The organism is Hyphomonas sp. UBA4505, from assembly GCF_002388685.1.
In the GTDB taxonomy this organism is placed as follows: domain Bacteria; phylum Pseudomonadota; class Alphaproteobacteria; order Caulobacterales; family Hyphomonadaceae; genus Hyphomonas.
Map to the genome: position 1 here is coordinate 584,499 of NZ_DGMZ01000012.1, position 13,019 is coordinate 597,517.

Sequence of the window (13,019 nt, forward strand, 5' to 3'; positions counted from 1 at the left end):
CGCTTCTTAGCTGCAACGCGTCATTTTAGCGCTTCAGCATGGCTTATGGCGGTAAGGTGAGGACGACGAATGACACATGAACTCAAGCCCAGGATCCTGGTCTTTGGTGTTGGCGGTGCCGGAGGCAATGCCGTCGACAACATGATCGAGGCAAACCTGCAAGGTGTCGAGTTTATCGTTGCCAACACTGACGCTCAGGCCCTTTCCCGTTCCAAAACGGAAAACCGCATCCAGCTCGGCCCGGAAACGACCTCTGGCCTTGGCGCAGGCGCCCGCCCGGACATTGGCGCGAAAGCCGCCGAAGAATCCATGAATGAGATCCGCGAGCGCCTCGAAGGCGCCCACATGGTCTTCATCGCCGCTGGCATGGGCGGCGGAACCGGAACCGGCGCAGCCCCGGTGATTGCGCGGGCCGCGCAGGAAATGAACATTCTGACCGTCGCCGTGGTCACCAAGCCGTTCAGTTTTGAAGGCACGCGCCGCATGACCTTTGCGGAAGAAGGCCTCGCTGGCATCCAGAAATACGTCGACACGATGATCGTCGTGCCGAACCAGAACCTTTTCCGCATCGCGAATGACCGTACGACCTTCGCCGAAGCCTTCCGCATGGCAGATGATGTGCTGTATTCCGGTGTCCGAGGCATTACCGATCTGATGGTCATGCCCGGCCTGATCAATCTCGATTTCGCCGACGTCAGCTCGATCATGCGCGGCATGGGCGCAGCCATGATGGGCATGGGCGAAGCCGAAGGCGAAAACCGCGCTCTCGAAGCTGCCAAGCTGGCCATCGACAACCCGCTGCTCGACGATATTTCGATGCGCGGCGCCAAGGGCGTGCTGATCAATATTACCGGCGGCTATGACATGACGCTGTTTGAACTCGACGAGGCCGCCAATGAGGTGCGCCGCGAGGTCGACCCGGATGCAAATATCATTCTCGGGTCTGCCTTCGATACCGAACTTGAAGGCAAGATCCGCGTCTCCGTCGTCGCCGCAGGCGTCGATGCCGTGATGCCATCTCTGAAGCAGGATGCACCGGTCGCAGAGACTGTGCGCCAGCCCATCGCAGAGCCGATTGAGGAAGAGCATGTGGAGCCCGTCGCCGAAGTTGAATCGGAGACCGAAGTGGAAGTGGCTGCAGAAGAAGACGATCGCCCGAAAGTGATCCTGCATCATGCCTCCCCGCTCCGTTCAGGCGATGTCGATCCGCGGGACGACTTCACGGGACAGTCCCTGCCCGCAGAACATTTTGAAGGCAGTGAAGGCGAAGACCAGATCCAGGCCGACGCCGTTTTCAGCAAGCAGACCGAAGCTCCGGTCGAGGAAGACGGCCGCCCGAGTCCGTCCGGCTTCTCGAACCTTTTCGGCTGGCGCCGCGGCGCTCAGGGCGAGAATGATCACGCTCCGTCTGCCGAATCCGGCTCGCAAATCGTGTCCTCTCCGGACGATCACCCCGAACCCGCCCCGTTCGATGATGCAGACCTCGAAATACCGGCCTTCCTGCGCCGGTCTGCCAATCACTGATTTCGCATTCGATTGCAGTCTCAGCGAACGCGAATTGTTACAATAAATCACCAATGTTTACAGGGCGAAGGCGGGCATCTTCGCCCGCTTTGTAATACGCCGAAACAACCCGTGTTTTGTATCCTGGAGACATACACCCCAAACTAAGCTCCGAAACTGGAGGTTGGTGTGTTGTCCGGTAGTGTAGAATTTCAACAAACGATCGCGCGGCCTGCAGTATGTGCAGGTGTCGGTGTGCATAGCGGCAAGAAGGCAAAGCTCGTCCTGAAGCCTGCCCCTGCTGGCACAGGTGTCGTTTTCCGCCGGACCGACGTGAAAAGCGGCGATACCGCCATTCAGGCCGATGCCGAATACGTCTCCGACACCCAACTCGGCACCACGCTGACCAATGATGATGGTGTCTCTGTGGCAGTGGTCGAGCATTTGATGGCCGCACTCGCGGGCATGGGCATCGACAATCTCCTCATCGAAATCGACGGGCCGGAAGTGCCGATCATGGACGGCTCCTCGGCAGTTTATTGTGAACTGTTGATGCAGGCTGGCCTGCAACGCCAGTCCGCGCCGCGCCGCCGCATTCGCATCCTGGAAGCGATCGAGATTGAAGACGGCCCGAAGCGGGCACGCCTGTCGCCTTCCGACGACAAGTTTCTGACGCTCAATGCGCGCATTGAATATGACGACTCGTTGATCGGCGTGCAGGAGATGGCGCTTAAACTCGCGCCAGGCATGTTTGCCCGCGACCTGGCCTTTGCCCGCACCTACGGGTTTGCGCGCGATGTGGATATGCTGCGCTCGATGGGCCTTGCCCGGGGCGGGTCGCTGGAAAATGCGGTCGTCGTGGACAATGGTGAAGTCATGAATCCTGAGGGCTTGCGCTCAGAGGACGAATTCGTGCGTCACAAGATGCTTGATGCCGTTGGCGACATGATGCTGGCGGGTGCACCGATTGCCGGGATTTATGAAGCGGTTCAACCCGGTCACTCGATCAACAATCTGCTGGTCCGCAAGCTGCTCGATACGCCTTCAGCCTGGTGCTGGGAAACCGATACGGCAGACGCAACCCGCATAGACGCGCGCCGGTCGGCCGCCGTCTGAGGCGTTGCCCCACCGATCCCTGAGAAACCTGCTTGGAAAACCCCGCTGGTTCGCGCTAAGCAGGTAGCCAGATCATCACAGCAGAAAGCGCCTGCCCTGCCATGCGACTGTCCTCCAAGTTTCCGATCCTCCTCATTGCCACTGCAGCCCTCACGCTGACGGCGTGCCAGTCGCGCGACAAGCGCCGTCAAGAACTGGCCTATGTCGAACGCCCCGTGGAGGCGCTCTACAATCAGGCGGCTAGCGAACTCGACAAACGCGACTTTGATCAGGCGGTCCTGCTGTTCAACGAAGTCGAGCGCCAGCACCCTTATTCTGAATGGGCCCGCCGCTCGATGGTCATGACGGCTTTCGCCCATTATCAATCCCGCAATTATGACGAAGCGATCAGTGGCGCCCAGCGCTATCTTGCGCTTCATCCTGGCGGCTCCGAGGCCGAGTATGCGTATTACCTGATTGCGGCGAGCTACTTCGACCAGATCACGGATGTCGGTCGAGATCAGGCAACAACGGAACGCGCGCGTGATGCCTTGGTGGACGTGGTCCGCCGATTCCCAGACAGCCAGTATGCCCGTGATGCCAGCGTGAAGCTCGACATGGTTCGCGACCAGCTGGCTGGCAAGGAAATGACGGTTGGCCGCTGGTATTTGCGTAACAATCAGACCCTGTCTGCGGTCAATCGCTTCCGCACGGTTGTGAAGACCTATGACACGACCTCTCACGCCCCCGAGGCATTGCACCGTCTGGTCGAAGCCTATCTGACGCTTGGCCTGCGGGATCAGGCGCTCGCGGTCGGATCGACGCTTGGCTACAATTATCCCAATAGCGATTGGTACAAGATGAGCTATCGCTTGCTGACCAATGAAGGGCTGGACCCTGAAGCGCTGGACGCCGAGACCCGCCGCACCCTGTTGCAGCGGATTATTCCCGGCGGCAAATAACCGCCCGGCGGATCAGCCGCCGATCAGTTCAAACCATTCGTCTTCTGTCAGCGTCTGAACGCCGAGGCTTTCGGCTTTTTTCAGCTTTGAGCCCGCGCCCGGACCGGCGACGAGGATGTCCGTCTTCGCCGAAACAGACCCCGACACTTTTGCACCCAGCGCATTGGCTCGCGCCTTGGCTTCGTCGCGCGTCACCCGCTCCAGTGTGCCCGTGAAGACAATCGTCTTGCCGGCGACAGGGCTGTCCGATGAGGCAGCTTCTTCGGCTTCGACGCTGATTTCTTCAAGCAACGCGCTCAGCATGTCGCGATTGTGGGGCTCCGCCTCGAAATCGACGAGCGCGCCCGCCGCCGCCTTGCCGACGCCATCAATGCCAGTGAGTTCCGCAAAGGATTCGGATTCCTGTCCGCCTTCGGCTGCGCGCACGACCGTTTCCCAGAAAGGCGCCCAATTCAGGAAATGCCGGGCATAGAGCTGGGACGTGGTCTGGCCGACATGGCGGATGCCGAGCCCGTTGAGAAAGCGCGCAAATGGCACAGTCCGGCGCGCATCGATCGCGTCGAACAATTTCTTCGCTGAGGCTTTTCCGAAGCCTTCCCATTCTTCAAGTGGCGGCAGGCCTTCCGCCTCAATGCGCGCGGCCAATCGGAAAATGTCCTGCGGTGCTTTCACCACGCCCTTCTCCTGAAAGAGCTGGACCTGTTTCGCGCCGATGCCATCAATGTCGAGCGCCTTGCGGGAGACGAAATGCTTCAGTCGCTCGACTGCCTGCGCCGGACAGACGAGCCCGCCCGTGCAGCGACGGCGCACATCGGCCTCGCCCTTGTCGTCGATTTCGCGCACAGCGGCCGATCCACAGACCGGGCACGTGTCCGGCATATGCCAGACCTTGCCGCCGCCATCCTGCACCACGCGCAGGACTTGCGGGATGACATCCCCTGCCCTCTGGATTTCGACCGTATCGCCGGGTTTCACGCCAAGGCGTTCAATTTCGTCTTCATTGTGAAGCGTTGCATTCGAAACCACGACGCCGCCAACCGTAACCGGGGCCAGGCGCGCGACCGGCGTCAGCGAGCCTGTGCGGCCGACCTGAATGTCGATAGCATCAAGCAGGGTCGTTGCCTTCTCGGCAGGAAATTTGTGTGCGATGGCCCAGCGTGGGTGGCGACTAACGAAACCTAATCTGTGTTGTAGTTCGAGGAGATCAACTTTGTAGACAACGCCATCAATATCGTAAGGCAGTTCTGGCCTTTGCTCCTCGATTATTCGATATGCGCGCAAGATATCTTCTACTGAATCTGCAAGCGTCGTAAGCGGGTTGGTCTTAAACCCCCAAGACGCAAACTTCTTCACCGCCTCAAATTGAGAAACTGCAAAAGACGAACTTTCTGACGCCCAAGCGTACGCAAAGAAGCTCAGTGGCCGAGAGTTGGTAACCTGCACGTCTAGCTGTCTTAAACTGCCCGCCGCAGCATTTCGGGGGTTTGCAAAAGTTTTTCGACCCGCGGCTTCTTCTCTTCTATTGAGCTCATTGAAATCATGTTTCGACATGAAAACTTCGCCCCGAATTTCTATTGAGTCGGGCCAACCGCTACCTCTCAAATGCTCGGGGACGTCGCCAATAGTTGCGACATTGGCAGTTACGTTTTCTCCAACGTGGCTGTCTCCACGGGTCGACGCGCGCACAAACTCACCCTTCAAGTAAAGCAGGCTAACCGACAATCCGTCTATCTTAGGGTCCACCGTAAACGCGACCGGCTCATCTCTTCGCAGACTCAAAAACCTCCGAACTCTGTCTACAAAGTCGTACACGTCCGCATCGGAAAAAATATTGTCCAAAGACAGCATCGCAGCGCCGTGTCGGACTTTCCCAAATCCATCACGTGGAGTTGGTCCAACGCGCTCCTCTGGGTCTTCCTCCCATTGGATTCTCAGCTCTTTTCCGAGTAATATTACCAGTTTTCTAAGTTCATCGAATTCTCCATCCGAAAGTGGAGAATCTTGGGTGAAGTTATATCGGTCATCCGCATCGATGTAGAACCGGTAAAGTATGCGTGCTGCATCTCTTAAACGTTCCACTAGGCTCGGTCGCTTAGATAAAACTTGCTGTTCTAGTTCCGCGAAGTCGTGGCAATTGAGACAATAATTACTCGTACTCCGAAAGGTCCCAACGACGCGCTTTCTCTCATCGGGCGAAAGTTTATCGATCGCAGATTCGATCGTCCCCTGGAACACTTGGGGGTAAAAAAGCCTAATCGCAGGCAAATGATCGCGATTTCGAACTCTTCTCTCGCTCATGCACCCTCCAACAACCTCCCGGCGGCTGCGCGGGCCTCAGCGGTAACTTCGGCGCCTGACAGCATTCGGGCAATTTCTTCCTGCCTGCTGCTGTCATCTAGCCCGCGTATGCGTGAGCCGCCAGCCCCATCCTGCTCCTTCTCCACAAGCCACTGGGCTGAAGCGGACGCGGCCACTTGCGGGCTGTGCGTGATGGCGAAGACCTGCCGGGCCTGACCCAGCGAGATCAGGCGTTCCCCGATCGCAGCCGCCACCGCACCGCCGACGCCCTGATCCGCCTCGTCAAAGATCAGCGTCAGCGCAGAGCCTGCTTCGGCGAGGGCGCATTTCAGGGCGAGCGAGACGCGGGCAAGTTCGCCGCCGGACGCAATCTTGCGCAACGGGCCAAAACCCGCGCCCGGATTGGTCTCGGCATCAAATTCGACCCAGTCGATTCCGTTCGGGCCGCCCTCCCCCTCTGCCAGCGGCGTGATCGCAACCCGGATCACCGAGCGGCCGAGTTTCAGCGGCTTCAGCTCGCGCGCGATGGCTTTTTCCAATTGCGACGCGGCCGCCTGCCGGGCGTCGCTTAGCTTGCCCGCCGCCTGATGCCAGTCGGCCCGGGCAGATGCTTCAGCCTTGCGGGCAGCAATCAGCGCGTCTTCGCCCGCTTCAACCAGGTCGAGCCGATCACTCAATGAGGTGAGCATGTCTGGCAGGAGATCGGGATCGCAGCCATGCTTCCGGCCCGCGGCCCGCAAGGCGAACAGCCGCGCCTCGGCGCCGTCCAGTTCAGCAGAATCATGATCGACAAGCCGTTCGAGCTGGCTGATCGCGCCTGCTGCTTCGCGCGCTTCAATCAAGGCCCGCTCGACTGCTTCGGCGGCGGCACGTGCGGCAACCGGCAGCGTGTCCTGAGAGGATTCAAATCCCGGCAAGCGGCAAATCCGTTCGGTGGCACGCGCCGCCTTGGACAAGGCATCTTCCACGCCGGACTTTTCCAACACATTTTCGGCTTCACGCACGGCCTCGGTGACGCGTTCCGACTGCATCAACAGGGTCCGACGCTCTGTCAGGATGGCGGCTTCGCCTTCCTGCGGATTCAAGCTGGAGAGCTCGGCCACAGCCTCGGCCAGCCATTCGCGATGTTCGATGGCTTCGGCATGCGCGTCTTCAAGTTCCTGACGCCGGGCGCTGGCCTCCGCCATCGCAGCATGAGTGGCCGCGCACATGTCCAAAAGCTTTTCATTGCCTGCAAACTGGTCGAGCAAACGGCGGTGAGATGATGGCTTCAGCAGGGTGGAGGCCGCGTGCTGGCCGTGAATCTCGACCAAGAGGTCCCCGATCTCCGACAGGAGCGCCGCGCTGACCGGCTGGTCATTGAGAAAGGCACGCGCGGGGCCGTTGCGGCGGATCACGCGTTTCATGGTCAGGGTCTCGTCCGGCGAAGCGTCAATGCCTGCTTCGGCCAGTGCAGACCAGACCGGATGGCTGACCGGGGGCGAAAACTCAACCGCCACACTCGACTGGTCCTGCCCCGCCCGGATCATCCCACGGTCGGACCCGTGCCCCATCGCAAGCGACAGGGCATCGAGAATGATGGACTTGCCCGCCCCGGTCTCCCCGGTCAGCGCCGTAAACCCGGCGCCCGGTTCGATGTCCAGGCGGTCAATCAGGACGAAATCACGTATCGACAATGAAAGGATCATGGCCAGTCTCCAAAGAGTCTACTGGCCATGATTTATCACCAGAACAAAACCGGAACAAGCGCGATTTTCACAGACTGCCTAAAGCGGCATGCAGGCCGCGCGCAACCAGTCCTTCACCGGCCCGTCCAGACGGTCGGCCAGCAATTCGTAGACTTGCGCGTGATAGGCATCGACCCAGTCCCGCTCGTCCTTGGTCAGATGAGCCAGATCGATCAGGTCCCGCGCGAGGGGCGCAAAGGTCAGGCATTCAAAGCCATACATGTCGAGTTCGCCACCTTCGATGGCCGCCGGTGGCGTGACATATTGAAGGTTCTCGATGCGGATGCCGTACTGTCCGGCGCGGTAGTAGCCCGGCTCATTCGAGACGATCATGCCGGTTTCCAGCGGCACGGAATTCCACGCCTTGGCAATGCGCTGCGGGCCTTCATGGACGCCGAGATAGACGCCGACCCCATGGCCGGTGCCGTGCTGGTAGTCGAGCCCGGCCTGCCAGAGCGCATGGCGCGCGAGAATGTCGAGATGGGTTCCGGTCGTGCCTTTCGGAAAGCGCACCATGGCCAGCGAGATATGCCCCTTCAGGACCAGCGTGTAGTGACGCCGCATGTCCGCGCTCGGATCACCGATGGGAACCGTACGCGTCACGTCTGTCGTGCCGTCCAGATACTGGCCGCCACTGTCGACAAGATAGAGGCTGCCACGTTCCAGCTTTCGGTTCGAGGCTGTCGAAACGCGGTAATGCGGCAGCGCGCCATTCGGGCCGGCACCGGAAATTGTCGGGAAGGACAAATCGTTCAGGCCGCCAAGGTTTTCGCGGAATTCCTCCAGCTTGATGGCGGCGTCGATCTCGGTGATCTCGCCGCTCTGCGCGTCCGTATCAAGCCAGTGCAGGAAGCGCGTCAGGGCCACGCCATCACGAAGATGGGCGGCGGCCGAGCCTGCGAGTTCCGCGTCATTCTTGCAAGCCTTGGGCAGAGCCACCGGGTCGCGTTGGCGTACAGGCGTTGCACCAGCCTGTTCGAGCTGGTCAAAGAACCAGGCTGAGGCCACATCCGGATCAACGCTGACCGTCTTGCCTTTCAGGTCTGAAAGGCCCTTTTCGAGATCGGCCAACGGGCGCAGAGTGACACTGTTGCCAAGATGCTGGCGGAGCGCGTCGGACACTTTCACTTCATCAAGGAAGAGGTCAGCTGACCCGTCTGCGAACAGAATGGCGCGGCCGAGCGGCAGCGGCGTGCAGCTGACATCACCGCCGCGAATGTTGAAAGCCCAGGCGATGGACGCCGGCGACGTGATCACAGCCGCGTCGAGCTTTTCGGCTTTGAGATCGTGGCCAATCTGCACGCGCTTTTCGTCATGCGCGACGCCTGCAAATTTTACCTCATGCGGCACGACGAGCGCGGCGGGCTGGTCTGGCCGGTCGGCCCAGGCGAGGTCGATAGGATTGTTCGCGACGCTGACCAGTTCAGCGCCAGCCGCCTTGGCGGCCGTGCCCATGGCCGCGACATCGTTCGGGCTCATCAGTTTCGGGTCATAGCCGATGCGCTTGCCGGTCATGTCCTGCGATTTGAGCCAGCCGAACGGGCCGGGCTCCGGCACAGCCTGAACTTCCCAGAGATCCGGGTCGGTCTGGTCAGCGACCTGTAGCGTGTAGCGGCCATCGGCGAAGATCACCGCGCGGTCTGTGAAGACGAATGCAGAACCGAACGAACCGGTAAACCCGCTCACCCAAGCCAGGCGCTCATTGGCGTCAGGCAGGTATTCGTTCTGGTATTCATCATCATGCGGAACATAAAGGCCGTCGAGGCCCTGCGCGGAAAGCTGTTCGCGAACGAGGGGCAGATGCGCCCGGCCGTCCTGCGGACCGCCCTTGATATCAAATGTCTGTCTCATGTCCCCTACTTAGTGCGAAAGCGTGGTTTTGACCATAGAAAGCCGCATCGTTGCTATGCATTTATTCATGCTATTTTCCGCTTTTCTATGCTTTTTTGTTTATGCTTTTACGCTACATAGCGCCCACACAAAAAATTGTGCGCCGCACAATACAAAAAGAGGGACGCACTATGAGACGTCAAAACACAATTACTGCGCCAGAAATGGCAATCCTCAACGGCCAGGGCCGTTCGCTGATGGTCAACGAGATGGCTGAGCCAGCCTTCGTGAACGCGCTGCAGAGCGCCGAAAGCCAGCGTCCGCAAATCCTGGCACGCCGTTCTGCGCGCTGGGCGCGCCGCGCCGCTTACTGATCCTGCAGGGCTTAACCCGGCTTCCGGAACACCAGCGTCGACCACCCGTCTTCGCGAATACGTGTCTGGAAGTCGAGCCCGCGGGACGCAAAGGCGTTCCGGACTGGCGGCGCTTGGTGGTGCAGCAGTCCTGACAGGATAATTGTGCCGCCCGGCGCCGTGAGAGACGCAATATCCGGTGCGAGCCCGATCAGGGGCCGCATCAGGATGTTCGCAAACACGGTGTCATACGGCCCGCCCTGACGAATGCGTGGCGTGTTCGCACCGGTGACATGCAAGGCGGTGAAGCCGTTGACATGATTCTTGCGGGCATTCTCATTCGCCACACGCACGCTATCGAGATCGATATCCGTACCGATCGCCGAGGATGCCCCCGCCTTCAGAGCAGCAATCGCCAGAACGCCGGAGCCCGTGCCAAGGTCAAGCACCTTGCCGATGGACCGGCGGCGGCGCACATCATCCAGCGCCAGCAAGCATCCGAGCGTCGTGCCATGATGGCCCGTTCCAAACGCAGGGCCGGCCTCGATCAGCACGGAAATCTTTCCCGGTGACTGGCGCGCAAGGGCGTGGCTGCCCGCTACAACGAACGGTCCGGCCTTGACCGGTGGCAAGCCTTCGAGTGACAGCGTCACCCAGTCTTGCTCGATCACCTGTTCGATCCGCGCGACAAGATCCGGCGCGGCTTCTTCGATAATGACAACGCAGGCTTTGGCGTCTTCGAGCGTTTCCGCGAACGCATCGAGCCGCCAACTGGTCCGGCTGTCCTCCTTGGCATCAACCGCGCCCGCTGGCGACGGATCGGCCCAGGCCAGCGCATCCCACGCCGTTTCAACTGGCGCCCGCGCGCCTTTTGCACTTATCTGATACATGAGCGGCGCTTAGCAGGCGGATGATTTCTTGGGAAGGACACAAAGATGGTGCGGATATCTCTCATGGCAGTTGCCATCGGCATCTCCTTGTTGGGCGCTTGCGAAACAGCGCCCGATCCGAGCCCTGCCCCCGCCTCCGAGATGGTAGACGCTCCGGCCCCTGTGGCGCCATGGCGTGAGGTGGCCCCTGAAAATCTTGTGGTCCTGAAAACGGTGACAGGGGATGTCATGATCGAACTCGCCCCTGAGGCAGCCCCCAAACATGTGGCACAGTTTCGTGAGGCGATCCGGAGCAATCTCTATAATGGCGAATATTTCTATCGCGTGATCGATGGCCATGTGGCGCAGGCAGGACTCGAATTCGAACACCTTCTGGAAGATTGGGCCGAGCTACCGCTGGAAGCCGAGCGGGCCGTGGACGCAGACGGCTTCGTGCCCCTAGGCAATGAGGACCTGTTCGCCGGTCAGGTGGGCCACCGGAATGGCTTCGCAGTTGGCCGAGAGAGCGGACAGGAATGGTTACTGCATTGTCCCGGCGCCCTTGGCATGGCGCGCAATTCCCCGCCGGAGACCGGCTCGACCGAATTCTTTGTTCCCATCGGCCAGCGCCGGTATCTTGATCGGAACTATACGATATTTGGCCGGGTCATTTCGGGCATGGCCCATATCAACCGACTGGAACGCGTGGAGCCTGTGCAGGAGGACAAGATAGAATCCTTCCAGAATCCGGACACATCCGAAAAAGCATTTGCGGCGCGCGCGCAGGCCCTCTCAGCCAATGAGATCTTGTCTGTCGGGCTCGCGGCTGACATGCCCGAAAGTTTGCGCCCACGCTGGGAAGTCATGGCAACGCCCGGCGCAGAATGGGAAGACCTGAAGACCTCCAAACGCGATTACAGCATCTATGATGCCTTTGTGGTTACACCTCCAAAACGCGTGGATATCTGCACACTCCCTGTCCCTGCGAGACAGGTGCTCGTTGATTGACGAACCGTTCGAGCTTCGTCAGAAATGACGAAAAAACGGGGAGTGAAATGCTGAAATCAATAAAAGGCGCTGCACGCGCAGGCTTAGTTGTGGCCGCCATCGGGGCACTTGCCCTGCCCGCCCATGCCGATACCGGAGACACAGCCTGGATCCTGACCGCCACGGCGCTGGTCCTGTTCATGACCCTGCCGGGACTTGCCCTGTTCTATGGCGGCCTCGTTCAAGCGAAGAATTTGCTTTCCATTTTCATGCAGTGCTTTGCCATTGCTTGCCTAGTCAGTCTGGTCTGGCTGGTGTGTGGATATTCCATCGCTTTCGGTCCGGGCGCGACGGGCTATCTCGGCGGGTTCGCGAAGAGCATGCTTGCAAACGTCACCGGCGCGCCACTCGACGGGCAGACCATTCCCGAACCCTTGTTCTTCATGTTCCAGATGACCTTTGCCATCATCACCCCGGCGCTGATTGTCGGCGCGTTCGTGGAGCGCGTGAATTTTGCGGCTGTGCTGATCTTTTCCGCGCTCTGGCTCGTGCTCTGCTACGCGCCTGTTGCCCATTGGGTCTGGGGTGGAGGCTGGCTGGCCCAGCAAGGCGTGATCGATTTCGCAGGGGGTATCGTGGTGCACACGACAGCCGGCATCTCCGCACTCGTCTTCGCACTGATGCTGGGACGTCGTAGCCATTTTCCGAAGGATATGCGTCCGCCCCACAGTCCGGGATTCGTGATGCTTGGCGCGGCCATGCTCTGGGTCGGCTGGTTCGGCTTCAATGCTGGCTCGGCCCTCGGTGCCAATGATGGCGCGGCGCAGGCCATGTTGGTCACACACATCTCGGCCGCCACAGCATCACTTGTCTGGATGCTGATCGAATGGGTCAGCTTTCGCAAACCCACACTCGTCGGCATCGCAACCGGCATGGTCGCAGGCCTCGCGACGATCACCCCGGCGGCGGGATCCGTCGGCCCGGTCGGTGCCATCATTATCGGCATCCTAGCCGCAGGCGTCTGCTACGCAGCCGTTGGCTTGATCCGGCAACGTCTGAAGATCGATGACAGCCTCGACGTGTTCGCCGTGCATGGCGTTGGCGGTATTCTCGGCAGTTTGTTGATCCCATTCCTCGCAGCCGCAGGTCCGCTGGCGCCGGGACTGGAGATGTCCACCGGTGCACAGTTTGGTGTGCAACTGCTCGGTGTAGCAGTCGTCGCCGTTTATTCGGCCATCATGACCGGAGCGATCCTGTTCGTCATCAAGCTGTTCATTCCTTTGCGCGTTTCTACCGAGGATGAGGAGAACGGCCTCGACTCAGCCACTCATGGTGAGTCCGCCTATCACTTCTGAATGGTATCGCGGCGGCGCGCTTGACAGGCGCGCCGCAGCA

The 13,019-nt window shown here is 60.1% G+C and carries 10 protein-coding genes; 6 read left to right on the plus strand and 4 right to left on the minus strand.

Annotated features, from left to right (window positions below; translation table 11 throughout):
* The first annotated feature begins 69 nt into the window (after positions 1–69).
* The 3 genes from ftsZ (at position 70) to B3527_RS11940 (ending at position 3,560) form a co-directional block, all read left to right on the plus strand.
* Positions 70–1,524 (plus strand): cell division protein FtsZ, encoded by a 1,455-nt coding sequence (ftsZ, locus tag B3527_RS11930; protein WP_290480012.1) that lies wholly within the window; start codon positions 70–72, stop codon positions 1,522–1,524.
* Positions 1,525–1,695: 171 nt separating this feature from the next.
* Positions 1,696–2,619, plus strand: a complete 924-nt coding sequence (gene lpxC, locus B3527_RS11935; RefSeq protein ID WP_290480013.1) for a UDP-3-O-acyl-N-acetylglucosamine deacetylase — start codon at positions 1,696–1,698, stop codon at positions 2,617–2,619.
* A 101-nt stretch (positions 2,620–2,720) separates the two neighbouring features.
* On the plus strand, positions 2,721–3,560 hold the full coding sequence (locus tag B3527_RS11940; RefSeq protein WP_034815037.1) for an outer membrane protein assembly factor BamD: 840 nt from the start codon (positions 2,721–2,723) through the stop codon (positions 3,558–3,560).
* A gap of 12 nt (positions 3,561–3,572) precedes the next feature.
* On the opposite strand, the gene ligA is transcribed toward B3527_RS11940, so the two are convergent.
* The 3 genes from ligA to B3527_RS11955 all read right to left on the minus strand — a co-directional run bounded on the left by ligA (position 3,573) and on the right by B3527_RS11955 (position 9,436).
* Positions 3,573–5,858 carry an NAD-dependent DNA ligase LigA gene (ligA, locus tag B3527_RS11945; protein WP_290480014.1) on the minus strand — a complete coding sequence of 762 codons (2,286 nt, stop codon included), beginning with the start codon at positions 5,856–5,858 and terminating at the stop codon, positions 3,573–3,575.
* On the minus strand, positions 5,855–7,546 hold the full coding sequence (locus B3527_RS11950; protein ID WP_290480015.1) for a DNA repair protein RecN: 1,692 nt from the start codon (positions 7,544–7,546) through the stop codon (positions 5,855–5,857). The genes ligA and B3527_RS11950 overlap by 4 nt, the downstream gene beginning before the upstream one ends.
* 78 nt (positions 7,547–7,624) lie before the next feature.
* Positions 7,625–9,436 (minus strand): aminopeptidase P family protein, encoded by a 1,812-nt coding sequence (locus B3527_RS11955; RefSeq protein ID WP_290480016.1) that lies wholly within the window; start codon positions 9,434–9,436, stop codon positions 7,625–7,627.
* A gap of 170 nt (positions 9,437–9,606) precedes the next feature.
* Here B3527_RS11955 and B3527_RS11960 point away from each other — a divergent pair, with 170 nt between their 5' ends.
* A complete protein-coding gene (locus tag B3527_RS11960) occupies positions 9,607–9,789 on the plus strand; it encodes a hypothetical protein (RefSeq protein ID WP_206991411.1) in 183 nt (60 codons plus the stop codon).
* Positions 9,790–9,800: 11 nt separating this feature from the next.
* On the opposite strand, the gene B3527_RS11965 is transcribed toward B3527_RS11960, so the two are convergent.
* Positions 9,801–10,658 (minus strand): 50S ribosomal protein L11 methyltransferase, encoded by an 858-nt coding sequence (locus B3527_RS11965; RefSeq protein ID WP_290480017.1) that lies wholly within the window; start codon positions 10,656–10,658, stop codon positions 9,801–9,803.
* 63 nt (positions 10,659–10,721) lie between these two features.
* On the opposite strand from B3527_RS11965, the gene B3527_RS11970 reads away from it, so the two are divergent.
* Together B3527_RS11970 and B3527_RS11975 are read left to right on the plus strand one after the other, a co-directional pair.
* Positions 10,722–11,645, plus strand: coding sequence for a peptidylprolyl isomerase (locus B3527_RS11970; protein ID WP_290480018.1), 924 nt, complete (start codon positions 10,722–10,724; stop codon positions 11,643–11,645).
* 47 nt (positions 11,646–11,692) lie between these two features.
* Complete coding sequence (locus B3527_RS11975) at positions 11,693–12,979, plus strand: ammonium transporter (protein WP_206991414.1); 1,287 nt, start codon at positions 11,693–11,695, stop codon at positions 12,977–12,979.
* The last annotated feature ends 40 nt before the right edge of the window (positions 12,980–13,019 follow it).